We start from the raw sequence: 24,573 nt of genomic DNA, 5'->3' as shown, positions 1-24,573 counted from the left end.
TTGTGACCCGGTCAGGATCTGTTGTTTCGTTGCATCCTAGCAAGCGTTCTTCTTCCTGGAGCCCCCTGTTCGCCTCCGACAGTGTCCGGATCCCTGTGGCCGGTCACAGTTCCCCTCCGGTGCTGGTCGGGAATGCAGACAGTGGTCGCAATCGGACACCTCCGGCGAGCAGAAGTATCCGATTGCGACCACCGTTCGGGTCGAGCTCCGCCCCGCCCCGCCCCGGGTCTTAAGCGAAGAGGCGGAACATCGGCGAATTCTGGTGCACGCGCTCGACCTCGATCGACGAGGCCTCCATCCGCTCGAGCAGGTTCGGCAGGTCCTCGGCATAGCCGAGCTGGATGCCGACGAAGGCCGGTCCGGTCTCCCTGTCGGAGCGTTTGACGTACTCGAACATCGCGATGTCGTCCTCGGGGCCGAGAACCTCGTTGAGGAACCGGCGCAGGGCGCCGGGCTCCTGCGGGAAGTCGACGATGAAGTAGTGCTTGAGGCCCTCGTGGACGAGGGAGCGTTCGAGGATCTCGGGATAGCGGGAGATGTCGTTGTTGCCCCCGGAGACCAGGCACACCACGGTCGAGCCGGGGTCGATGGTGATCGGCTTGTCCGAATCGGGGCCGCCGATGCCGGCAGAGGCCAGGGCGCCGGAGGGTTCGGCGATGATGCCGTCGACCTGGTACATGTCGAGCATCTCGGTGGCCACCGCGCCCTCGGCGACGGGGCGGATGTCGAGGCCGAGCTCGGAGACGACGTCGAAGGTCAGCGCGCCGGCGCGTTTGACCGCGGTGCCGTCGGCGAACCGGTCGATGTTCTCCAGAGTCACGGGGTGGCCGGCCTTGAGCGCGGCGATCATCGAGGCGGCTCCGGCGGGTTCGGCACCGATGATCTTCGTGTTCGGCATGCGCTCGGCAGCGTAGGCGGCGATGCCGGCGATGACTCCGCCGCCGCCGACAGGAACGATGATGTAGTCCGGGTCGGTCCCGAGCTGCGCGTGGATCTCCGCGCCGACGGTGCCCTGACCGGCGATAGTGCGACGATCGTCGAAGGCCGAGACCAGGAGGGCGTCATTGCGTTCGGCGAAGCGATGGGCCAGGGCGGAGGCGTCGTCGTAGGTGGAGCCTGCGATCTCGATGGTCACCTGCTCGCCGCCGAAGTGGCGTACGCGCTCGATCTTCTGCTTCGGAGTGGTCTTGGGCACGAAGATCGTGCCCTGGATGCCGAGCTCCTTGCAGGCGCGCGCGAAGCCCTGCGCATGATTGCCCGCGGAGGCGCAGACGACTCCGCGCTCCCGTTCGTCGGCGTCGAGCTGGAGCATGAAATTGAACGCCCCGCGGATCTTGTAGGAGCGCACCATCTGCAGGTCCTCGCGCTTGAGGTAGATGGTCGACCCGGTCGCGGCCGTCAGCCGCTCGCAGATCTGAAGTGGTGACAGGATGACGGAATCGGCGATTCGAGACGCAGCGGCCTCGACCTCGTCGGCGAGTGTGAGCTTCTGGAGTGTCATGTCTGTTTGAACCACCAGACCATTGTGCGCCTTCTGTCTTGCCATTTGGCAACTCGTATCGACATAAGGACAGCAAATGTGCAGCAATCGAACCGCGAAAAGGGCCCTCGGCGGCCGCGCCGGCGCCTCCGCGCTCGCCTCGAATCCGTCGCGATCCCGCCTGATTACGGCACGGGCATGGGGGTTTCGGGTGCGCCATGATCGGTGATCGCCCCCTATCATGATTGGATGGAGGATGCCCGTAATCCCTTCAAGGAGACGACATGGCCATCAGCAGTGAGCTCGAACAACTGTTAGCCAGCTGGATACCTCGGCAGCCGTGGTTCCCCAAGCTCGCTGCAGATTTCGGGAACGACCCCGACATCACCCCGATGTCGGTGGCCCGCGCGTTCACTTACACCGCCGAGGAACTCGGCGGCTTCGTCGGTCTCGTGACCGTGATCTCCGTCGGCGATGGTCCGACCCTGCGCCGGCTCAACATTCCGCTGACCCTGCGCGGCGCCGAGGACATGCACCTGCGTCATGCTCTCATCGGGCAGATCGACGACCTCGCCCTGGGGCCTGTGTACGTCTACGACGGTGCCGCGGACCCCGTGTTCGTCAATCTCATGGCCGATGCCATCACCAAACGCAAGGTCTTCGACGGCGGGCAGCTGTCGACCGAATCGCTGCGCCACAGCCTGGAGAAGACCGAGGCTCGGGATCGGGCGCCGATGCCCTTCCCCGTATCCGCGAACGGCACACCCGCCTCGGCGAAGTCATCGTCGACAGCCACCCCCGCCGAGGCGGTTCCCCCGAAGCCGTCCAAGGCCGCCATCGAGGTCGCCGAAGGCGATGAGCTGCCGGTCGCCATCCGACCGATCGAGGTCGCGGACTCCGGGCCGCACAAATCCACCGTCATCATCCACGACGAATACGAGCCGCTGGAGCTCAGCTTCTTCCGGGTGCTCGAGAACGGGATGCCGTCCTCGCTGACGATCCCGGTCCTCCTCACCGAGGCGGGTTCGCGCAGCGTGCCCGAAGTCATCGGCTGGGGCTCGGGGCGCTGGTACGACATGTTCGAGGTCCAGGAGATGGAGGCGCCGATGGCGCTGCTGTCCCACGTCGACGTCGAGGCCGAACCCGCTTGGCGCGAAGCCGTCGACACTGTCTGCGCCGTCGACTCCGGATCGATCGGAGCCTACAACGCCCACGCCGCCGATATGGGGCGGCGCATCGGCGAACTCCACGCGGACATGGCCGCCGAATTCGGCATCGTCGAAGGCGGAGGCGAACCGACCAAGCAGCTGGTGCAGAAGTGGATCGAACGCATCGACTGGGCGATCGGCCGGGCTCCGCTGGCGCTGGATTCGCTGGTTCCCGAACTGCGGGCCCACCGGGCGAAGGTGCAGGGACTCGAGACGATCGGCACTCTGCAGAAGATCCACGGCGAGCTGACTTTGGACCATGTCGTCAGCTCACCGTCCGACGGCTATTCGGTCGTGAAGTTCACGGATTCGACGAACTCCGATCCGAAGCCCCCGGCGCTCGACCTCGTGGCCCTGCTGCGCAGCATCGACTACGCTGCCGGGTTCGCCCGCCTGCAGCGCACCGACGCGCTCGATTCCGAAGACGGATCGCTGGTCGTCAACGGCTTCGGCAACGACCCGTCAGCACTGCGCGCGATCTTCGACTCCCCGGAATACCTGTGGGCCTCGCAGGTGCAGAACTCGCTGCTGTCCGGCTATTCCCGGGCACGTGGAGAGAGCGTCGGGCTGAATGACCCGGTGCTGCGGGCCGCCCTCGTCGACCGTCTGCTCGTCGAGGTCGTCACCGAACTGCGCAATCGCCCGAACTGGCTCTCCGTGCCGCTGGCCACGCTCACCCTCGTGCTCAAGGGCAAGCCCGCCCGCGCCGAGGCGGAGCCCGTCGCAGCCGCGTCCGTTGAAGAGCCGGAGGCGGCGGAGCCGAACACTGCGCCCAGGGGCACCGCCGGCGCTGTCGCAGCGGCGATTTCGACCGCTGGCACCGAGGACGTCGAAGACATCGAGGCGGACTCGTCCGCAGACTCCGATGCTGCAGATTCCTCGAAGGCCGAAGGCGACGAGCCCCCAGTCGCCGATACCGCGGAGAACACGGTCGCTGCGAACGTCGCGCCGGACATCGATGACGAGGCCGACTCCACTGTCGTTCCGCCTCACGACGATGCCGATGGCGAAACCGTCGATGACGAGGAATTCGCCGACGAGGAGGAGGCGGAAATTCCCGTCCAGCGCGTCCCTGCGACATTCGCCGCCCGCGGTGCCACCTCCGAGGACGCCGACAGCACCGGTTACGACGTCTCCAAGCCTGCCAAACCGGCGGAGGCTCCGAAGCTCGGCAAGACCTGGAGCGAACGCTCCCACGGTTCCGAAGACGAAGCCGGAAAGGGTCCGAACCGTGAGGCCAGAAGGGCGGACAAGGGAACGGAGACGACCCAGGGTTCGGTATTCGACGATCTCCTGGGCACGGCGAGGAAGCGGGACAGGATGAAGAAGCGAAAGCAGGACTGACCGCGTCCGGAGCCGAGTCACGCGATTGGCAGATGCCATTCCAGTTGTGAGAAACTATGGTGGCTCGACCTCGTGTCGGGCAGGCCGGGTTCGCCTCCATCCATGCACCAGCGGGGGTGGAACCAAAGGAAGCGTGTCCGAGCGGCCGAAGGAGACGGTCTTGAAAACCGTTGTGCGGCAACCCCGCACCGTGGGTTCGAATCCCACCGCTTCCGCCACCGCTTCCGCTCAACAGTTAAGCCCCCTGATCCGCTTTAACACGCGGGACAGGCGGGATGGGAAGAGTTCATGGTGTTCTCTTACGAGTCGATTCTCGGAGCTCCATCGTACTCGAGCTACGCAGAGAAGAATGATACTTACCGATACACCGCTCCCGTAAGAGTTATTGTGAACGGTAAGGTCAAGCGGACCTACCACCCATTAATTTTGGTTGCCGCGGACTCTTACAATGTCATTACTGCTTATCCGCGCAAGTAAAGAAGTGAATCAATGATAAAACCTACCCTAGATGACCTTGCGGCGGCATTGGAATCTGTCGGCCACGTGGAACGTATTAGCCAGACGTCTTTTGCTGTGCGTACGGTCGATCCGGTCTTGCCCAGATCGGCGGTTGTCGAGTCCACTCAAGCGGACTTGGAAGAGCGGATCAATGATATTGCCGGGCAGCATCCGGAGACGATCTGGGCGCAGTCGGGGTTGACGGCTGAAGATGCGGCGTGGCGCCTGTTGTCCGTGCATGTGGAGGAAGCTATCGACGGAATGACTGAGGACGGTCAAACGATTGTGATCCGAAAGGACGATATTTCAGTCAAGGGGTAGCCTCACTGTAAAGGGAGAGGTAGCCCCGAGTAGTCCTCGCATCAAAGGCAACTAGGGGCGCCAACTTAATACATCGTCCCGAGTCATTGCCCGAATGCTCCTCACTGCCTTGACTGGCGGTGAGGGGCTTTTTTCTGGGTTATAGGCCAAAATGTGTGTATGGGCAGGGCGTGTCGATGCTGGTCTTCACTGGGGTCTGCCGCCCCAGCCCTTCTGGATCCCGTTGCCATCTTCGACACTGAATCCCGTTCCGTAGAGAAGATTTGTCTCCTTGCGGCCCGTCTCGGGTTTCACCGCCTTCGGGACGTTGCGCGATTGTGTCCATGCTCGTGGAGTAACGAAAGACCACGGGTCTTTGGGTGCCTCGGTACGTAGATACAACAGCCAGTCGACTCCACGGCGGGCATGGTCGATGTCGAGTCCTCGATGGGCTCGCAGGAAGTCCTTGATCGCTTTGTTCGGGCTGCCCTCTAATGGGTTCGTGGTCTTCGCGATCGTGTAGCCGTCTTCGGCCAGTTCGAGCCACGTGAACAGGTGATTGTCACGGATTAGCCCTGCCAGCAGGTTGTGGGCTCGACGGGTCCTGGTATGCGTGTACCACCAGTGCTGTCCCGGCTTCACGTGTGCTGGTCGCAGTGTTCCTGGCCGCACCTGGGTGCGGTGTTTGAGGAATGACTCCCACTGTGCTTCCCAGGAGGTGAACGCGGCCATCCACCTCGCAGCCTCGTCGAGGCTGGTGACCTTCGGCAGCAGCTTGAACAGGCCGAGGAGTTCCTTGTTCGCCGGCAAGACGGGCCGCCTGGTCAGGTACCGATGCGCGGCCTGTCGGATGTGGAAGTGACACCGTTGGATGCGGGTGGTTGGCCAGAGTCGCTTGATCGTTGTCGTCAATGGTCCGTTGCCATCGACGATCGCCGCAACAGGGGCAGGAATGCGGTTGATGAGAGCTGTCCAGGACGCGTTCTTCTCCTGGTCGCACCATTGCCAGTCGATGACGTGGGTGCCGGTGTAGGCGATGAGCACGCACCAGCCGTTGAAGTAGGTGCCGTCGAGCATGATTTGGTCATGGACTTCGCCTGTCGGAGCCACCCTGGGGGTCACGGTCCAGTACCATTGGATCTTTCGGGTGAAGGTGCGCGTGCTGGTAGCGAAATCGCCTCGTGGTTGCGTGCTGGTCAGCCATGCGATGAAGCTAGTGAAGTCTGCCTTCTTCGCTGAATCGGTGCGCGTCTGAGTTGCTGAGGAGCCGCAGTGTTTGCACCGCCATCTGGTGCGTCCGGCACTGGTTTTGCCGTTCTTGACGAGCTTGTTTGCACATACACCACATATGGGGTGATTTCTGGGATTGGGCACTGAACATGGTTGCAGAGCATGTTCAGCCCGGTCTTGCCCTACTGGCTACTGGGCAAGCAGGCTATCCTGTACACACATTTTGGCCTATAACCCTTTTTTCTTATCCCTGGGCGTGTTCGAGTTGGGCTACCCTGCTCGTCCGACTCCGACACTTCTAAATAAGAAGAGCCCTTAAAAAACAAAAATTTACCATGAAGGTCGCAAGAATACGAACAGCGCACCATGATCGCTACACTAAAAGATTAGCTTTTGAGGGAGGGCGATGCTGTGTATCTTACCATCGTTTGTAAACAGGCAGTGCCCCACAAAAGTGCTCGCAGAGCTTGTTAAACGATATTCTTCAAGCTTAGGGGATTTGCTTGATGAAATATCCTCCTGGAAGTATATCACTGAGTTTTCGATATTAAGTTCTACAGTTCCGGAAAGATGCTCCGAGAGCGCGGATAGTAGCGCCGGGGGCAGGTAAGCGTCATAGGCTAGAATCTCGATCCCGGCAAGATTTCCGGGTTCAACATAGTCGACGTTTATTTGAGGGTCGCCTGGATTGGAAGCGTGCAAAGTAACGACTTCAATATCGCTATCCTCTTCAAGGTTAGTAGAAAAATAGACTACTCTATTGTCTCTGTCTGCCTTGTAGCTCAGCAGTCGATAGTCGGACATAGCTTTCACAGACGCGTTGCGGTAACACAGGCCCCGCCGTTATTCAACGATATGAGGACCGTCTTGTCCTGGTACTGCCAGGTCCCATGCTTTCTGTCCTTGTAGGCGCTTCTCCAATTATTCTCTACAACAGACTCCGCGTGGCCCTTACTGATTTTCCGCTGCTTCAGTCGAGTTTCACAGTGGTCGGTGTAGCCCGTAATGTACCGCGGCGCACTAGCTAGGACACCGACAGGCACACTAGCGTGTGCGTTCCCCGAGGTGTTGCTCGGCGAGTCCGAAAGGCTGGCGCTTACTGCAGGGCCAGCCATGAGTGTCGTTGCTGCGAGGGTGATTGCAGCGCATGCAGCGGAGAACCTGTGACGTGCTTTAAGGCTTTTCGGTTTCATCAGACAACTTCCCTTCTGTTTCACGACTGAAATACGTAGGCCTTCACAGTCTTCCCGGGGCCTCTTAGCTCAAACGATTTCTTATTGTTTTTGGGACACGCGCGCGGCGAAAGTTTTGTAGTACCGTCATTCCAGGTAGCTTTCACTTGAATGCATTTACCGTCTGAGCGCGTGTCTTTGACCCACCCATTTACTCCAGCGTTCCCGTTAACGCAGTCGATAGTCCAGTGAGCCTCGCCGCCTAGGATTTTCGGGTTAAACGATCCTCCGCAAGTCCCTTGCGCCGGTATCTCAATTGTTCCTACCAAGGCCTCATTATCTGAATTAATCGATTCCGCCGAAGCCGGGGTTGAACTCATAATTAGCCCAGATGCAAAGATTGCGGACACGCCGATAGTAGAAATTTTCGAAAATTTCATGATAGCTCTCCTTGTTTGATTGAAAGCACACTATCACGACATCCGTATGCTGTGAGGGGTGCGTTTTTTCCCCGGATCCATGGCCTCCCTGCGTTAAGCCGCGCCAGGGGCAGGATTTATTGACAGGTCGCGGGCTGAGGCCGTCGAGCGTGCAGAACGTCACGAGGTCAGGGATCGCAAAGGTAGCGTGACACCTCTCCGGTCAGCAACGCCCCAACCGCGACTACGCCCTCATCTGCGAAGAGCCGCTAATGAGGGCGGTTGTGAGTGGTGCGCTGAGTTCGTGCATGAGGGTCCTCTCGGTTCTTCGCTGGGCCTGTGCCCTTGCAGCTGAAATCAGCAGTACACCCTATGCATAGGGTGTACGACTCATGAGGCTAATCGAACTCTCTAGGCAAGCGCCCCTGACGGCAATTGTGGCCCAAATCTGGACAGAATTTGGACACACGCTGGAGCATGAGCGAACATCACCGAGCAACGCAAAACCCCGGAATTTCAACGAACGCGCCCCTCGCCTGGGGCAATACAATGGTTCGAATCCCACCGCTTCCGCCGTTTGAAAAGCCCCCGAACATATCGCAGACAGCGATGCGTTCGGGGGCTTCGTCGTGCTCGTGAACTGCCGGCCTTCCTCATTACTCGAGCGCGGTCACCTCTCGGACAGACACGCGTTCGGGAATGAAGGCGGAGGCGGGCCCGCCGGGACGGTCGAACTCAGTCCCGGACAGGCGATCCCGACTCCGGTGACTCCGGCCCCGATACCTCTCGCTCCGACGCCTCGGACTCGGGCACCTCCGGCTCGGACATCTGTGCGTCCGCCTCGGGGTCGTCGAAGCTGCGGACCGAGCGCTGGAAGCCGCGGGTCATGACTGCCAGGTAGATGATGCCGATGGTCAGCCAGATGACGCCGCCGATGAGCGCCGTCTTGTGCAGGCTCACCCACAGCACACCGGTGAGGACGGCACCGATGGCGGGCATGATGACGTAGTTGAAAGTCGTCTTGAGGTCGACGACCTGCTGGGTCCGGAACGCATAGTGGGCGATCACCGTGAGGTTGACGAAGGTGAAGGCGATGAGCGCGCCGAAGTTGATCAGCGCGGAGATGAGCTCGAGGCTGAACGACATCGCCAGCAGGCACACCGCGCCCACGAGGACGATGTTGAACACCGGGGTGTGCGTCTTCGGATTGATGTAGCCGAAGGTCTTCCGCGGCAGGACGCCATTGCGACCCATGACCAGCAGCATGCGCGAGACAGAGGCGTGCGAGGCCAGTCCCGAGGCGACCGTGGCTGCGAAGGCCGCGGCCAGGAAGAAGCCCTGGAAGATGTGTCCGCCTGTGAGGAAGCCGATCTCCGGCAGCGGATCGTCGACGATGGTGAACTGCGAATTGTCCGGGAACAGCAGCTGGGCGAAGTAGCTGGCGACGAGGAAGATGGCGCCGCCGGAGACGACGGTGAGCATGATCGCCTTCGGCATGATGCTGATGTGCTTCGCCTCGTTGGCGTACATCGTCACGGCGTCGAAGCCGATGAAGGAGAAGCAGACGACGGTGGCGCCCGTGAGCAGTGCGGAGAGCTGCACGCCCTCATGGACGAACGGTTCGGGGCTGAAGACGACTCCGGCGCCCTCGCCGTTGGTGAGATTGACGATGGCGAAGACGCAGAAGAGCGCGACCATCGTGACCGCGAAGACGAGCAGGACGCCATTGAAGTTCGCCGTGCCGCGCATCGACGAGGAGACGATGGCGGTCATGACGACTGTGTAGACGACGACCCACACCCAGGCGGGAGCATCGGGCACGAGCGACTCCATGTACAGGCGCGCGATGAGGCAGTTGACCATCGGCAGCAGCAGGTAGTCCATGAGAGAGGTCCACCCGACGAGGAACCCGAGTCCCGGAGACATCGTCTCGCGCGTATAGGTGTACGCCGATCCCGCGGTGGGGAAGATCTTCACCATCTTGCCGTAGCTGAATGCCGTGAAGATCATGACGATGAGAGCGATGAGATAGGCCGAGGGCACCGCTCCCTCGGTTTCGCCGGATACGATTCCGAACGTATCGAAGACAACCGTCGGTGTCATGTATCCGAGGCCGAGTCCGACGATGGACCACAGCCCGAGGTTGCGCTTCAGCGAGCCCGAAGCAGCCATATCAATCCTCCCCAATGAGTCTTGCCTTCTGCCGTTGCGCGCGTCGTTCTCGATCTGCGTGCGTCTCGACAGTGATGTGCGTCATGATCTTAGCGGTTCCGGTACTGAAAACGAAACCCTATCTGACGTTTTTATGGAAAAGCAGTAGGTTTGCATGCCGAAAACGACGGTATATGGAAAGTATGCCGACGATATCGGTAGTCGCGACGGCAGGGCCGGACACGATCCGTCCAGTCACCGAATGACCTTTCAGTAACTAAGGGAAACAGAGTAGATTGCGAGGAGAGGACAATGTGGCCCCACGGAGAGGTGTGAAACAGAAATGGCGATCGAAACGCTCAGTTCCCGGCAGTCGGCGGCATGGAGGGACCGGGTCCTGCCCCCGGTCGAGAAGGTCGCCGAAGGGGTCTGGGCCATTCCGGTCCCGATTCCGGACAACCCGCTCGTCTACACCTACTGCTACGCCGTCGTCGACGGTTCCGGGGTCGTCCTCATCGACCCGGGCTGGGACGGCAGGGACCAGTACGCGGCACTGACCTCGGCGCTGGCGGATCTGGGCTTCAGAGTCGCCGACATCCACGGCATCGCGATCACCCACTACCATCGTGACCACATCGGCCTGGTGCCCGCACTGCTGGCGGAGAATCCCACTGCCTGGATCGCCATGCACGGTGAGGACCTGCGCTCGATCAAGCGCTTCTTCTCCCAGACGGTCGACCTCGGCACCGGCATCGACCCCAACCTCAATATCGCACGTGCCTACGGGGTTCCCGAGGAGCGCTGGGCCGAGGTCGAGAGTCTGCAGGTGGGTTCGAGCAGGTCCGGTCGGGGGAGCGGGGCGTCGGATTTCTACCAGAAGGCGATGAACAGTGTGCCCGAGAGGATCCACGTCCTCGACGACGGGTCCGAGCTGCCCATGAGCGAGGGCACGGTGACGGCCATGTGGACCCCCGGCCACACCTATGGGCATTCGGCGTTCGTCCGCGCGGACGATGACCTGCTGTTCTCCGGCGACCATGTGCTGCCGACCATCACCCCGAACATCGGGCTCGACAGCGGCGCGATCACGCACAGCCTGAAGGACTATCTGGGTTCGCTGGAGAAGATCGGGCAGCTCCCCGAAGACGTGGCGGTGCTGCCCGCCCACGGATTCCGCTTCAGCGGGCTCCATGACCGCAAGACCGAGCTCGTCGAGCACCACCGCGAACGCCTCGACGAGATCCGCGCCCGCATGGATGCCACCGACGATCACAGCGTCTACTCGATCGCGCAGGGCCTGCACTGGTCGCGCGGTTTCGACAGTCTGCACAGGTTCAACCTCTTCGCCGCTCTTGCCGAAACCGCCGCGCACATGCATTATCTCGGTATCGACATCGGCGTCGGCTCGCTCGTGGGCACGGACTGAGCCGGGGCCGGGCTGAGGAGGAGCCGATATGAGCGCACAGTTCGTCCCCGCCGCCGAGGCGCGGCCCGAGACCTTCGCGGTCCGGGCCGCCGACCATATCGACCGCGGCCGCAGGCGCGGGCAGGAGCTGCGCACCGGAATCGGCTCCGCCCTGAGTGCCTATCGTCGCTACTTCTCCCACCTGTCCATCACCGAGGCGGACGTGCGCTCAGCGGCGGCGTCGAGCTGGGCGCGGCTGCAGGAATGGTCGCCGCCCGCCGCCGAGGAGGTCGAGGCGGTGGCGGCCGGTGCCGGCATCGAGACCACCGAGCTGATGGAGATCATCGCGCGCACCGAGATCATGACCCAGGCCGAGGCCGCACAGACCGAGTGCTCGACCCTGAGCAGCACCTGCCCGGGCGCCTCGGTGGCCGCGCAGAACTGGGACTGGGCCGCGGACTTCTCCACGCTGTGGCACATCAACGATGTCGGTGCCGTTCCCGGTCAGCACCGCCACGTCGGCATCGCCGAATACGGGATGCTCGGCAAGATCGGACTCAACGAGGCCGGCGTCGGCGTCCTGCTCAACATCCTCAAGCACACCGACGACGGGCCCGGGGGAGTGCCCATCCACATGATCCTCGATCGTGTGCTCTGCGAGGCCGACAGCCTGAACGAGGCACTCGAGATCATCCACTCGGCCCCGACCTCGTCCTCGTCGATCATCACCGTCATCACCGCCGAGGCGGCCGTCCAGGTCGAGATCGCAGCCGGGGCCAAGCGCGAACGACGGGCGGGAGCGGACGGATTCCTCATCCACACGAACCACTTCCTCCATCCCGATCTGCTCGACGGAGCGCTCGAGCTGCGGCCCGACTCGACCTCGCGAGCCCGTCACCGTCACCTCGAAGAGGCCGTCGCGCGCTTCGAGGCCGAGCGTGTCGGGGCCGACCGCGCAGCAGACGCGCGTAACGAAGCCGCTCCCGCCGACGGTGGGGCCGACGCCCTGTCCGCGGCGCCTGTGACGATCGGCGACCTCACGAAGCTGCTGACGAGCGGACCGGAGGAAGCGCCCGTGTGCTGCACTCCGGCACCCGATGCCGCCTACGGAGATCGCTCGGCGACTCTGGCGACCGTGCGCATCGACCCGGGCCGGCTGCAGATCGATCTCGCTCCCGGATCACCCGCCGAGGGTCTGCGCGGAAACCGCCGCTTCCAGCTCTGAGCGAGGCGCTGGGGCTGAAACGCCGCTCAGTCCTCGTCGTCTGTTCCGGCCGAGTCGCCATCCGACGCAGCCGCCTCGGAGGCTTCCTTCTCCCGCAGCTCGATGACGGCATCGAGCGCGGAGGCGATCGCCTCGGAGTCCTCGAGGGCGGCCTGGATGAGGCGCCAGGGCACGAGATCGAGGTTCTGATCGCCGATGACGAAGCGGACGAACGGCTGCCGGCTGCGCGGATCGTCGGCTTCGAGCTCGGTGCCGTAGCGCCACTGGCCGAAGCCGATCCGGCGCACGGTCTCGCCGATGAAGCGCATGGCGCCGGCGACGAACGGAGTCTCCTCCTCGCTCATCATGTCCTCGCGGGTGTCGTAGCGCACCGCGACCTGCTTGCCCAGCCGCGCCAGGCTCTCCCGGTCGAATCCCCACGAGGCGGGTTCGGCCTGCTCCTGCGTCCAGGCGGCGATGCCCGGTTCGACGGTGCCGATGAACCGCGAGAGGAACTCGACCTCCTCCTCGCTCGAGTTCTCCGCCGTGAGCATTCCCAGCGACAGCCCTGTGCACTTGCGGCGCGGCAGCCCGTCCCCGCCGAGGTTCTCCCTCGCCTTGTCGAGCACCGCGGTGAACACCTCGGCGCTGCGCTGATCGACGGCCGTGAGCACGATGGCCACGAGCGGGATCGGCTCACCGGCGGCCGGACCCTCCTCGGTGTCGGGTCGGATGAACGGCATCCCGTTGCCGGTCGTCTCGTCGTGGTCCCAGACCCCGCCGATCGCGCGCAGATAGGTCTCGCCGAGGTAGCGGATGAGCCCCTCGAAGAAACGTCGATTCTCGGCCTCGAGGATCGCCTCGGTGCTGGGGAACTTCGAGAGCACGAAGAGCTCGAGCATCGGCAGGGACTTCGACCCGAAATCCTTCGGGAACTTCACGGTCTCCCCGTCCTCCTTCTCGAAGGTCTCGGGCAGATCGGCGAGGACGAACGCGCCGAGGCGGACGTCCATATTGTTGATGAAGGCAGAGTATTCGCGCTGGAGTTCGTTCACGGGCACCACCTTAGTGCCTCAGGCCACAGAGGTGAGCGGAACGATCGCCGCGGAGCGGCCCTCCGGCGCGTCAGTCAGAGGCGGCCGACTGACCGGCTCGTCAGTCAGAGGCGCAGGGGCTGAAGTCGATGAGCTGCATGAGGACTTCGACGATGAGGCTCGGATCGATGTCGACGTGCTCGTGCATCTGTCGACCGGCGGCCGCGGTCAGCGCGATCCGGTTGAACACGGAGATGATGACCGTGAGAAATTCCGAGATCGGCTGATTCGGTGTGGCTCCGGCGACGTCGAGGGCCGTGCTCACCAGGGCCGCGAGCCGATCGAGCTGAGAGGCGTTGAGCTCGACGAAGCGGGCATAGAGGTGAGGGACGCGGATGCAGTAGAGCTCGATCTCCTGCTCGGTGATGGTTTCGGCCACCGTCTGCTTCTTCTCGTTGAAGACGTCGTCGATGAACTTCGTCATCAGCTCTTTGATCTCCGGCGCCTCGGTGGTGGCCGTCAGCTGCTCCGTCCACCGTCGGATCGTCTGATCGAGGCGGTCGAGGTTCTCCGAGGTGCGCATCTCGATGATGGCGAGCACCAGGTCGTCGCGGCTGGAGAAGTTCGAGTAGAAGGCGCCGCGGGTCAAGCCGCCGGCCTCGCAGATCTCCTCGATCGAAGCGCCGTCGATGCCGCGTACGGCGAAGACGGAGATGCCGGCCTGCACAAGAGTGGATCGGGTCTGCTGTCTGCGGGGGCTGAGCTCGTCTGTGTTCATCGTCATTTCGGTGGCGGGATCGTATCGGCAGCTGAACATCTCATGGGAATCCTCAGGATTCCTGGGATGCATTTGCACGGACGGTGAGGATTCAACAACAATACAATACTGTATCCAATACACTTTTGTATCGAGGTTTTCGTGTCAACTTTCCTCTACGCCCTCGGACGCCGTGCGTACCGGACCCCGTGGCGATTCATCGCCGCGTGGCTGCTCATCTTCGCACTCGTCGGCGCCGGAGTCGCCGCATTCGCCAAGGACTTCGACGACGACTTCACCCTTCCCGGCTCCGAGGCCCAGAACGCACTCGACTCGATGAAGTCGACGTTCCCCGAGGCGGCCGGAGTCTCCGCCTCGGTGATCGTCGTCGCCGACGACGGCGAATCGGTCGAGGACGCGAAGTACGAGGACGCGATCTCCGACGAGGTCGACCGGCTCGAGGACCTGCCGCACGTCGACGCGGTGACCTCCCCGTATTCGAAGATGGTCAAGGGGGCGATCAGCGACGACGGATCCGCGGCCATGATCTCCGTCCAGTACGACGGCACCCAGCAGGATGTCGGCGAAGACGCCGGCGACGAACTCCTCGATGCCCTCGACCCGCTGCGCGACGCTCTGCCCGGAGCAGAGGTCGAAGGCGGCGGCGAGCTGTTCCAGATCACCGGTGTCTCGATCTCCTGGGTCGAGGGCATCGGCGTGGCCATCGCCTTCATCGTCCTCCTGCTGACGCTCGGATCCTTCCGTGCCGCGGGCATGCCGCTGGTCACCGCGCTCATCGGCGTCGGCATCTCCGTGCTGCTCGTCGTCGGCGCCACGGCCTTCGGCGCGATCAACTCCTCGTCGATCATGCTCGCGCTCATGCTCGGCCTGGCCGTGGGCATCGACTATGCGCTCTTCATCGTCTCCCGCGCCAGGGCCCTGCTCGCCGAGGGGCACGACCCCCTGGAGGCGACGGGACGCGCGGTCGCCACGGCCGGATCCGCCGTCGTCTTCGCCGGCATGACCGTGATGATCGCTCTGCTCGGACTCTCTCTGGCGGGAATCCCCTTCCTCACCATCATGGGAATCGGCGCCTCGGGTGCGGTGGCCGTGGCCGTGCTCATCTCCCTGACGATGATCCCGGCACTCCTCGGGCTCGCGAAGTCCCGGATCACCCCGAAGCCGACCAAGCGCTATCGGAAAGCCTTCGCAGCCGCCTCGGCGCGGGCGACGACACGCGAGGAGGTCGCTGCCGAGGCGCGCGCCGAGGCGGGCGAGCCCTATCCGAAGACGATCATGGACACGTTCTTCGCCGGCTGGCTGAAGGCCGTGACGAAGATCCCGCTGCTGACGATCGTCGTCATCGTCGTCGGACTCGCACTCTTCGCCATCCCGGCCACCCAGCTCCAGCTGTCCCTGCCCACCGCTGGTGATCAGGAGCAGGGCACTCCGGCACGGACGACCTACGACCTCATCGACGAACACTTCGGTCCCGGCTACAACGGTCCGCTGGTCATGACCAGCCAGATCGTGACCAGCGACGACCCGCTCGGCGACGTCGAGAAGATCGAGGACCGCATCGAGGACGTCGAAGGCGTCGAACAGGTCATCATGGCCACCCCCAACCGGGACGCCACGACCGCTCTGTTCCAGATCATCCCGACCACGGCCTCCGATGACCCGGCGACGCTGGACACCGTCGACCGTCTGCGAACGCTCAGCGATGAGATCGAAGACGACTTCGACTTCGACACCGCCGTCACCGGTGCCACGGCGATCCAGATCGACGTCTCCGACCAGCTCGGCAAGGCGCTGCTGCCCTTCGGCATCTTCGTCGTCGGGCTCTCCATCATCCTGCTCATGATGGTCTTCCGCTCGATCGCGGTTCCGATCAAGGCCACCGGCGGCTTCCTGCTGTCGGTCTTCGCCTCCTTCGGCACGGTCGTCCTCGTCTTCCACGACGGCTACTTCGCCGCTCCCTTGGGCATCGACTCGACCGGACCGGTGATCAGCTTCCTGCCGATCATCGTCATGGGCATCCTGTTCGGACTGGCCATGGACTACGAGGTCTTCCTCGTCTCCGGGATGCGCGAAGCCTATGTCCACGGTTCATCCGCCAAGGACGCGATCAGGATCGGCTTCGCGTCCTCGGCCAGAGTCGTCTCGGCAGCCGCGGTCATCATGTTCTCCGTCTTCGCCGCCTTCGTCCCGGCCGGCGAACCGATCATCAAGTCGATCGCACTGGCCCTTGCCTCGGGCATCTTCGTCGATGCCTTCCTCGTGCGCATGTCCCTCGTCCCGGCGATCATGCAGCTGCTCGGCGACAAGGCCTGGTGGCTGCCGAAGTGGCTCGACCGGCTCCTGCCGAGACTCGACGTCGAAGGCGAGGGCCTGGCCCACGAGGTGGCTCTGCGCGATTGGCCGGAACCGGACTCCGGCTACCGGGTCTACGGCCGCGGCATCGGCGTGTTCTCCGGTGATCGCGGATTCGCCCGCGTCGACATCTCTTTGTCTCCCGGCCAGATCCTCGTCGCCAGCGGCGCCGCCCGCCGGGCTCTCCTGCTGGCGGTGTCAGGTCGGGTCGGACTCACCGCGGGCGAGATGAAGATCGGTGAGAACGTCCTGCCCGAACACGCCGGCCGGGTCCGCCGCGAGGTTCCCTACTTCGACCTCGCCGGTCATGAGGGCAGCCAGGCGATCAGCGAGCGTGACCTCTCCCGGCTGGCCGCCTCGGCGCCGGACCTGCTCGTCGTCGACGGGGCGGAGGAACTCGCCGCGGAGCCCGGACGCGGCCTGACCGAGCTCCTGCCCGAACTCGTCGCGGCCGGCACCACCGTCGTCCTCGGCCTGCCCGATGGCGACGTCACCGGGATCCTCACCCCGGAGACGAACTATTTCCACCTCGACCTCGACGAGGCTCGGCCCGATGAGCGAGGCGACACTGACAGCGAAGGCGGCGAGCCCATCCACGCCGCCGTCGGCACCGACATGGAAGGCGTGCAGTCGTGAGACTCGAACGTGCGAACTCGAAGCGACCGGTGAACTGGTTCTCGCTGATCGGCCTGGTCCTGATCCCGATCATCGTGGCGGCCGGATTCATCCTCGCCACCTGGAAGAGCGGGGATCGACTCGAGACCATCGAAGCCGCCATCGTCAACAACGACGACGGTGCAAAGGTCGACGGCAAGACCGTGCCGATCGGCCGGCAGCTGACCAGCGGTCTGGTGGGTGAGGACGAGAACAACATCCACTGGGTCATCACCGACGAGGAGGACGCGAAACAGGGGCTCTCCGACGGCACATACGCCGCGAAGCTGACCATCCCCGAAGGCTTCTCCCGCGCCGTGACCTCGGTCGATGACGCGAAGTCGGCGACGCAGACGCAGCTCGACGTCGACGTCTCCGGCACCGCCCCGGCCACGGACACGCAGATCTCCCGTTCCGTCGCCGAGGTGGCCCGCACGACCTTCAACACTCAGATGACTGAGAACTATCTCGACAACATCTATCTCGGCTTCAACAAGATGGGCGAGCAGATGAAGAGCCTCGGCGATGCCGCCGGGGAGCTGGACAAAGGCGCGAAAGGGCTGAAGGAAGGCACGGACAAGTCCGCCAGCGGCGCAGATGAGCTGTCCGAGGGAATGGACGAGCTGAGCACTTCGGGCGGTGAGCTGAAGACCAGCGCCTCGGATCTGGCCGATGGGGCCGGCGAGCTGTCGTCAGGCGCGTCCGAACTGTCCGGAGGCCTGAACAAGATCGACAAGCAGACGTCGAAGCTGCCCGAGAGCACCCAGAAGCTCGCAGACGGCTCGGGAGAGCTCTCCGACGGCGTCGACCAGTACACGAAGTCCATCGATCAGATCATCAAGGGCTTCTCCGGATCCGGGGAGGGCGGCGAAGGCGGCCTCGACGACATCACCAAGGGCGGCAAGAAGCTCGACAAAGGCGCTCAGGGTGTGTCCGAGGGAGCCTCCGGACTCTCCGACGGGCTGCATCAGTACCGTGACGGTCTGAAACAGGGCGCGGACCAGGCCGACCAGTTGGCCGGGACGAAACCCGACCTCGACGGGCTCGTCGCCGCAGGCATCATGACCTCAGGAGAGGCCGACCAGGCCCGAGCCGAGATGTGCCCGGAAGGCACTCCCGACCAGGTCTGCCAGGGCATCGAACAGGCCTATGCGCAGGGTCTGCTGAACGGCACCTCGGGCGGGCTCAACCAGGCCATCGACGGGCTCGAACAGGAGAAGAACGGATCCTCGCTGCTCGGCGGTGCCGACGAACTGGCCGACGGCGCGAGCGAACTCAGCGACGGGATGAGCAAGTTCGTCACAGGTCTCGAGGACGGCCTCGGGAAGCTGAAGAAGGGCATGGAGGACATCTCGAAGAACGCTCCGAAGCTCCTCGAAGCCTCGAAGGGGCTGCGGAAGGGCGCCGCCGGGGTCGCCGACGGCAACCAGCAGCTCGCCGACGGGATGCCTGCCCTGTCCAAGGGCATCGGGAAGCTCGCCGACGGCTCCGGAGAGCTCTCCGACGGAGCCGGGCAGCTGAGCGACGGGCTGGACCAGTACAGCACCGGTGTGGGCAAGTACACCGAAGGCGTCTCCGAAGCGGCGACCGGCACCTCGGACCTCGCCGACGGGCTCGAGGACCTCGACAAGGGCACAGGCAAGTACGCGAAGGGCGTGACGAAGTTCGCTGACGGGGTCAAGGACGGCGCCGATGACGTGCCTTCGTACACGGCTCCGGAACGGGACCGCTTGGCGAAGGTCGCCTCGGCGAACATCAAGGCACCCGACAGCGACGGTCTGACGAACGTGCTGCAGGGCTCGACGGTCGCGCTGCTCATCATGCTCGCGCTGTGGGTCGGCGGACTCGTCACCTACACCGTGCTCAAACCGATCCCGGCCTCGACCCTGCTCTCGACCCGGTCCTCCTTCGCGGTGTGGCTGCGGGGGCTGGTGCCCGGCGTGGTCGTCGGGGCGCTGCAGGCGCTCGTGCTCTCGATCCTCGCGGTGACCGTGATGGACATCGACGCGGTCCAAGGCTTCGAAATCGCGGTCCTCACCTTCGCCTCGGCGATAGTGTTCATGATCCTCAACTTCGCCCTCGTGGCGTGGTTCGGCGGTGTGGGCCGGTTCCTGTCGGTGATCGCCGTGGTGCTGGCCGTGGCCGGTCGGACGATCGGAGCGGTGCCGCAGTTCTTCGACTTCGTGGCCCCGATCCTGCCGCTGACTCCGTCGATGAACGGCTTCGCAGCGATCGCGGCCGGCACGACCGGACAGGTTGCGGCCTACGGAGGGCTGCTCGCATGGGCGGTCATCGGCATCGTCATGTCGCTGCTGGCGATCGTGCGTGCTCGTACCACGAAGCCCGAAGCCGCCCTCGCCATGGCCTGAGGCGCGGCGGGCTTCGCCCAGAGCTCGGTCCACGACAGGCAGCTTTGGTCACACACCGAGCTCCCTGTCATGGATAGGGCTCTCGGCAGAGAGTCTCAGAATCTCAGAGGAGGTCGAGGATCGCCTCGGCAGCGGCGTGCGAGTCGTTGAGCGTGGCGGCGTCGACGCCCGGGTTCGCGGCGATCGCCAGCCCCCACTGCATCGAGGACAGTTGGATCGACAGTGCGAATCGGCGCGGATGGACCCTGCCCTCGACATCGATCGTCCGGTAGGGGCGGGGCGTGAGGGCGAGCCCGTTGAGGGACTTCTCGCGGCCGTCGTCCAAGGTCAGGCGTGCGGCGGTGAGCTGCCCCCGCTCGAGCATCCCGTGCAGCAGGACGTCGGCGGCGCGGGCCACGGAGTTCGTCGGGGAGGCGGCGTCGATGACGACACCGCCGGTGATCGAGCCGACGGCCTGCGCCGAGGTGACCGTGAAGATCTCCGGGCGCGGTCCCTGCGGGCGGGGCGTCGAGCCGTCGGTGCGCGAGGATTCGAGTGCGGCAGTGTTCTCCTCGATGCGCATATCGGGTCCGATGAAGGAGACGATGCCGGCTTCGGCCAGGGCGAGGAGCTCGGCGATCCGCTGCGGGGGAGGGCCGTCGCAGATGCCGGAGACGAAGCCTTCGAACCAGCCGCAGATCTCCATATCGATGCTCACGCGGTCGATGTGGCCGGCGACGATGAGCTCTTTGAGCAGCAGCCGGGACTGCCACAGCACTGGGAACAGGGCCTTCTCCGGACAGCCGGTCGGACCCGCCAGCGAATTGCGCAGATCGGTGCGCAGGAAGTCGAGCATCCACTCGTGCAGTGAGTCGGGCTCACCGGGTTCGCGGCTGGTGAACAGCTCGCCCTCGAGGGGGTTGAGCAGCGCGTGCAGGGACATGCGGTCGGCAGGATCGGGGACCAGTTCCTCTTCGATCTCGAACCAGGCGAAGGCTTCGCGAGTGACACGACCCTGGCGCGCGGCATCTTCGGTCGCTGTCGCACTCGCCCTCGGCTTCGGCGCGGATTCGTGTTCTCTCGTCTGCGCAGGGTGGGTCTCCTGCCAGGTGCGCCGGGTCAGATGCCTCGACACGGCCTCGGCGATGGCCTCGCGCAGCCGACCGGGGTCACTGGCGAAAGCCTCGGGGCGGACCTGCGAGAGCGTGCGATAGTAGGCCAGGCGCAGATCGGCGAGGATGAGAGGCCACAGCTGGTCGTTGAACCGGGCTTCGGCGAAGCGGTCTCCGTCGAGGTCGTCGAGTCCGGCGAGCAGGGCGACATTGTCCCGAGTGAAATAGCGCAACGGCCAATCCGACCTCGGGTGCTCGTGGCTGATGGGCTTGCTGCGATAGGGGATCCCGCGGCGTGAGCCCAGAGCCAGGTGGGGTTCGAGTCCGCTGGGCTGGTAGCGCAGCTGCCCTTCGTTCAGGGGGACGAACCGGCCTCCGCGCTCATGGGTGAACAGCGTCTGCAGGTCGAAGTAGTTGAGTCCCATGCCGCGGACGATCACGCGGTCACCGGGGGCCACCTCGGCGACGGGAGCCTCAGCGGGCAGGCCCTGCGGCAGATACACGCCGCCGCCCAGTTCGGCGAAAGCGGCGAGCCGTGCGCGCTCCTCGGGCTGGGCGCTGGGGATGTGGCCGACGGCCAGCACGACGGCCGAGGCGATGATCGTCGTCCCGTCCTGGCAGCGCACGAGCTGCTCGGGAGCGGGCGCATGCGGCTCCGAATCGGTGCCCGGTGCGGCAGTGTGCGAGTCTGTCGAGTCCGCGTCGGGCACGAGCAGGTCCATGGCGGGAAGGTCGATGACCGACTCGGCCTTCGTCCGATGTTCGACGATCTCGATGCAGGCCGGTGCGCCAGCGCGGACGTGGTCATAGGCGTCCCGGAGGTAGCGGCCGTAGAGGGTGCGGCTGGGGAAGGTCGAATCGAGCGGGTCGGAGCCGCCGGCGGCCAGATACCACTCGGCCATGGACGGGCCGGGAGGCTCGTCGTCGGCGCCGAGGAAGGAGCAGCTGGCATCGGGGAAGACGGTCTGCTCGCCGATGGTCGTGTTCATGAGCAGCGACTCCGGCTGATCCGTGCGCCACACGATGCCCGCTCCCGGCGGGTACGGGTCGATGAGGTGGATGGTCAGCGCGGGACCCTCGGACTCGGCTGAGTGGTCGGCGAAGCGCTTCGCGGCCAGGGCGACGAGCCGTTCGAGGACGGTGAGACCGCGCGGGCCGACGCCGATGATCGCGACCGCGGGAGCGTGGGTCCGGGCGGTCGGGGTCACCCCTGCTCGCCGGTTCCGCCGTTGGGACCCGGGTATCCGGGGAACTCGTCCCCGGGCTCGAATCCCTTCGGGTAGCACTTGCCTTCGGCGTTCGGTTCGCCCGGCGTCTGAGAGGGGCTTGCGCCCTCTTCGGTCTGGTCGCCGGTGGACTCATCCGCGGATTCCGTGGGTTCCTCGGAGGCGGTGTCAGAAGACTCCTCGTCCGTCTCGGAGTCCTGCGACTGGCTTCCGTCGTTGGTCGGCTTCGGCGTCTCCTCGCCGTTCGAGGCACCCTTGACCTCGCCGAGGATCCACTTGTGGAGGACGTCGAAGTCCGGGTCGTAGGTGGGGGTGACGTCGTTGTTGATCTGGACCGAGGTCACATCGCCCTTCTGCATCATGAGGGCGAGTTCGATGAAGGCAGGGATCTCATTCTGCGGGATCGAGGTGGCGATGTTCCGCGTCGCCGAGTTCGCGAGCTTCGGATACGCCGAGGCGATCTCCTGCGGGTCGACCTGCTCGAGCGTGGTCTTGAGCATGCGCTGCTGACGGCACATGCGGTCGTAGTTGTCGCTGCCCTCACGGGAGCGGACGTACCACAGCGCGTCTTTGCCCTTGAGCACCTGCGGTCCCGGATCGACCCATCCGTAGACTTCGTTCTTGACGCCGGACATCGACTTTCCCCCGCCCATCGGGATGGGGCGTTCGACGTCGATCTTCACTCCGCCGATCGCGTCGACGACGTCTTCGAATCCGGCCATGTCGACCGAGGCCCAATAGTCGAGGTTGAGGCCGAGCGAACCTTGGACGGCCTGCATCGTCGCCCACATTCCGGGTTCGAGCCCGTGGGTGTTGCCGATGGCGTCCTCGTTCTGTTCGCCCCATTGCCATACCGCGTTGATGAGGTCCTGGGAGGGATCGCCTGAGGGGCGGAAGCCGTCGGGCCAGGCTTCGTCGAGTTCGCTGCCTTCGGGGAAGATCGGGAAAGCGAGGTTGCGGGGGACTGAGATGAGCGCCGCGTTGCCGGTCTTCGTGTCGATCGAGGCCACGAGCATCGTGTCCGGGCGGGTGCCCTCACGGTCGTCGCCGTTGTCGCGGCCCATGAGGAAGACGTTGATATAGGGCTTGTCCGCCCACAGGTCCTCGGCGCTCTGGGCCTTGCCGGTGCTGGCGCCGAAGAGGCTCGACACCGTCGAGGACTGGACCCGGGCGAAGACCGATCCGACGCCCAGCGGGATGCCGATGATGAGAGCGAGGGAGACGACGAGGACGCCCGCCATCTTGTTCTGCCAGGGCCGGTACCGATGCCCGCGCCGCAGCCCCAGATGAGACACGATCATCACGAGGATCCAGATCACGGCCACGAGCACGGCGCCGATGGCGAGGAAGTTGAGCAGGGAGGGACTGGAGACGATCGTGGCGACCGCACGCACCGGCCCCTTGACGAGCAGGTAGACGAGTCCGGTGAGCAGGGTGAGGACGAAGAGCCCGAACACCACGAGGCCCACGGGACGGAACCGTGTGCGCAGCAGACCGACGCCCGGCAGCAGGGTGCTCAGCGAGGTCCAGCCGACGAGGCTGGGGAAGGACTCGCCGAGGCGGGAGGAATGACGCCGGGCGCGCGCCGTTTCGTGGGCGGCCGCGTTCTCGTCGCGAGTTCTCTTCTGTCCCCGGTCGCGAGAGCGACCGCGGGCGCGTTCCTCGGCCGAGCGTCGTTCGCGGGCGTCGCGTCGAGTCGTCGGCGGCGCCTCGTCGGCGTTCGGCTCGGGCCGCGCTCCAGTCGCTGCGGCGTCGGCGCCGAGGGCTGTCGCGGCGACGTCGTCGGCGGATCCGGCATCCCTCGCCGAGGCGGTCGAGTCCTGCTGCGTGAATGTGCGGGGAGCTTCATGGCCCGCTTGGCCAGCGGCGGACCGAGAAGACTCGGAGTGATCGTCATGAGGTGTGTTCGAGCCGGCGGCAGCGGCGACTCCGGCGGCTGATACTCCGCTGGCGGCAGCTGCGCGCAGCATGCGGGCCTCACGACGAGTGCGCGGGGCCACCGGGCGCGGAGTCGGTGCCTTCGGCAGATCTGCCGGCGAACCTGCCGCTGAGCTTCTCGAAGTGCTGCTGGAAGAACCGCTGGCGGCGGTCGAACCGCCGGCCGAGCCTCCGGCACCAGTCGGATTCGCGGGGCGGGCGCTTGTGTAGGCGTCGTTGACGAAACGTGGGTCGGCCGGAGTGCCTTGGTCTCCGGGCCGCGCAGTCCGAGGCGAACCGGTCCGAGACCGATGCGAATCCAATGAGCCGGGGCCCGACTGTCCGTAGTTCGACTGCCCGGTCGAGCTGTCATCGCTGGCGGCGGTGTCGCCGCGGAATCGGGGGCGGGAGGAGGCGCGGAGCCGACGACCTGCAGCGGGAGAATCGGGGTCGTTCCCGTTCGGTCCGTGCTTGTCAGGGGGAAACTCTGGCAAGTTGTCTACTCCTCAAAAACTCTCTTCTCGTGCACAGCGGCCCGCTCGTCGTTCTCTTCACCGGCGCAGGACACACCGGCGGATACTGGTGTTCCTGACCGGCAGCCCCGAGGGGGAAATGAGAGAAGACCGCAAAGCACTTCACGCCGATTTTACGCCCGGACATTGATGAATGCTGGAATTCCGGTGTGGACGAGCACAGGAAAAGCGGCATCCGGCCTGGATTCTCGCCGCTCATCGCCTCCCG

Annotated in this window: 14 protein-coding genes and 1 tRNA gene; 7 read left to right on the top strand and 8 right to left on the bottom strand. The window is 64.6% G+C overall.

Annotated features, from left to right (window positions below; all coding sequences use genetic code 11):
- Positions 1-229: 229 nt before the first annotated feature.
- Positions 230-1,501, bottom strand: coding sequence for a threonine ammonia-lyase IlvA (ilvA, locus tag IIE29_RS04705; RefSeq protein WP_209323992.1), 1,272 nt, complete (start codon positions 1,499-1,501; stop codon positions 230-232).
- Between the two features lie 263 nt (positions 1,502-1,764).
- Between ilvA and IIE29_RS04700 the strand changes: the two genes are divergently transcribed.
- The 3 genes from IIE29_RS04700 (at position 1,765) to IIE29_RS04690 (ending at position 4,851) form a co-directional block, all read left to right on the top strand.
- Positions 1,765-4,032, top strand: coding sequence for a maltokinase N-terminal cap-like domain-containing protein (locus tag IIE29_RS04700; RefSeq protein ID WP_209323991.1), 2,268 nt, complete (start codon positions 1,765-1,767; stop codon positions 4,030-4,032).
- Positions 4,033-4,159: 127 nt separating this feature from the next.
- Positions 4,160-4,250, top strand: a tRNA-Ser gene (locus tag IIE29_RS04695).
- Positions 4,251-4,521: 271 nt separating this feature from the next.
- Entirely contained in the window at positions 4,522-4,851 is a 330-nt protein-coding gene (locus IIE29_RS04690; protein WP_209323990.1) for a hypothetical protein, read from the top strand.
- Between the two features lie 186 nt (positions 4,852-5,037).
- Here IIE29_RS04690 and IIE29_RS04685 read toward each other — a convergent pair whose 3' ends face one another.
- From IIE29_RS04685 to IIE29_RS04675, 3 genes are all read right to left on the bottom strand, one after another.
- A complete protein-coding gene (locus IIE29_RS04685; protein ID WP_209323989.1) occupies positions 5,038-6,204 on the bottom strand; it encodes an IS1249 family transposase in 1,167 nt (388 codons plus the stop codon).
- 234 nt (positions 6,205-6,438) lie between these two features.
- Complete coding sequence (locus tag IIE29_RS04680; RefSeq protein ID WP_209323988.1) at positions 6,439-6,864, bottom strand: hypothetical protein; 426 nt, start codon at positions 6,862-6,864, stop codon at positions 6,439-6,441.
- A 1,522-nt stretch (positions 6,865-8,386) separates the two neighbouring features.
- Positions 8,387-9,823, bottom strand: a complete 1,437-nt coding sequence (locus tag IIE29_RS04675) for an APC family permease (RefSeq protein WP_209323987.1) — start codon at positions 9,821-9,823, stop codon at positions 8,387-8,389.
- A 322-nt stretch (positions 9,824-10,145) separates the two neighbouring features.
- Here IIE29_RS04675 and IIE29_RS04670 point away from each other — a divergent pair, with 322 nt between their 5' ends.
- Both IIE29_RS04670 and IIE29_RS04665 read left to right on the top strand, forming a co-directional pair.
- Positions 10,146-11,228 carry an MBL fold metallo-hydrolase gene (locus IIE29_RS04670; RefSeq protein WP_209323986.1) on the top strand — a complete coding sequence of 361 codons (1,083 nt, stop codon included), beginning with the start codon at positions 10,146-10,148 and terminating at the stop codon, positions 11,226-11,228.
- A gap of 28 nt (positions 11,229-11,256) precedes the next feature.
- Complete coding sequence (locus tag IIE29_RS04665) at positions 11,257-12,432, top strand: C45 family autoproteolytic acyltransferase/hydrolase (RefSeq protein WP_209323985.1); 1,176 nt, start codon at positions 11,257-11,259, stop codon at positions 12,430-12,432.
- A gap of 26 nt (positions 12,433-12,458) precedes the next feature.
- Here IIE29_RS04665 and IIE29_RS04660 read toward each other — a convergent pair whose 3' ends face one another.
- Positions 12,459-13,466 (bottom strand): hypothetical protein, encoded by a 1,008-nt coding sequence (locus tag IIE29_RS04660; protein ID WP_209323984.1) that lies wholly within the window; start codon positions 13,464-13,466, stop codon positions 12,459-12,461.
- Between the two features lie 100 nt (positions 13,467-13,566).
- Positions 13,567-14,229 carry a TetR/AcrR family transcriptional regulator gene (locus IIE29_RS04655; protein WP_246475682.1) on the bottom strand — a complete coding sequence of 221 codons (663 nt, stop codon included), beginning with the start codon at positions 14,227-14,229 and terminating at the stop codon, positions 13,567-13,569.
- A gap of 135 nt (positions 14,230-14,364) precedes the next feature.
- Between IIE29_RS04655 and IIE29_RS04650 the strand changes: the two genes are divergently transcribed.
- Entirely contained in the window at positions 14,365-17,211 is a 2,847-nt protein-coding gene (locus tag IIE29_RS04650) for an MMPL family transporter (RefSeq protein WP_209323983.1), read from the top strand.
- Positions 17,208-19,598 (top strand): YhgE/Pip family protein, encoded by a 2,391-nt coding sequence (locus tag IIE29_RS04645; RefSeq protein ID WP_209323982.1) that lies wholly within the window; start codon positions 17,208-17,210, stop codon positions 19,596-19,598. Before IIE29_RS04650 ends, IIE29_RS04645 begins: the two co-directional genes overlap by 4 nt.
- Positions 19,599-19,701: 103 nt before the next feature.
- Here the strand turns inward: IIE29_RS04645 and IIE29_RS04640 are convergent, their stop codons facing one another.
- Together IIE29_RS04640 and IIE29_RS04635 are read right to left on the bottom strand one after the other, a co-directional pair.
- Positions 19,702-21,897: an FAD/NAD(P)-binding protein gene (locus IIE29_RS04640; RefSeq protein ID WP_343071790.1), complete on the bottom strand. Its 2,196-nt coding sequence runs from the start codon at positions 21,895-21,897 to the stop codon at positions 19,702-19,704.
- Positions 21,894-24,326 (bottom strand): LCP family glycopolymer transferase, encoded by a 2,433-nt coding sequence (locus IIE29_RS04635; protein WP_246475681.1) that lies wholly within the window; start codon positions 24,324-24,326, stop codon positions 21,894-21,896. The genes IIE29_RS04640 and IIE29_RS04635 overlap by 4 nt, the downstream gene beginning before the upstream one ends.
- Between the last annotated feature and the right edge of the window lie 247 nt (positions 24,327-24,573).

It is taken from the genome of Brevibacterium renqingii, from assembly GCF_017808095.1.
Taxonomy (GTDB): Bacteria; Actinomycetota; Actinomycetes; order Actinomycetales; family Brevibacteriaceae; genus Brevibacterium; species Brevibacterium renqingii.
Note: the sequence above shows the minus strand (reverse complement) of the source record. Positions and strands in the feature narration are given on the sequence as shown.

Excerpts from the sequence above, each read along its gene's own strand:
- IIE29_RS04655 (WP_246475682.1), bottom strand. The coding sequence starts at position 14,229 with ATGACGATGAACACAGACGAGCTCAGCCCCCGCAGACAGCAGACCCGA.
- IIE29_RS04680 (WP_209323988.1), bottom strand. The coding sequence starts at position 6,864 with ATGTCCGACTATCGACTGCTGAGCTACAAGGCAGACAGAGACAATAGA.
- ilvA (WP_209323992.1), bottom strand. The coding sequence starts at position 1,501 with ATGACACTCCAGAAGCTCACACTCGCCGACGAGGTCGAGGCCGCTGCG.
- IIE29_RS04675 (WP_209323987.1), bottom strand. The coding sequence starts at position 9,823 with ATGGCTGCTTCGGGCTCGCTGAAGCGCAACCTCGGGCTGTGGTCCATC.
- IIE29_RS04690 (WP_209323990.1), top strand. The coding sequence starts at position 4,522 with ATGATAAAACCTACCCTAGATGACCTTGCGGCGGCATTGGAATCTGTC.
- IIE29_RS04665 (WP_209323985.1), top strand. The coding sequence starts at position 11,257 with ATGAGCGCACAGTTCGTCCCCGCCGCCGAGGCGCGGCCCGAGACCTTC.
- IIE29_RS04700 (WP_209323991.1), top strand. The coding sequence starts at position 1,765 with ATGGCCATCAGCAGTGAGCTCGAACAACTGTTAGCCAGCTGGATACCT.
- IIE29_RS04670 (WP_209323986.1), top strand. The coding sequence starts at position 10,146 with ATGGCGATCGAAACGCTCAGTTCCCGGCAGTCGGCGGCATGGAGGGAC.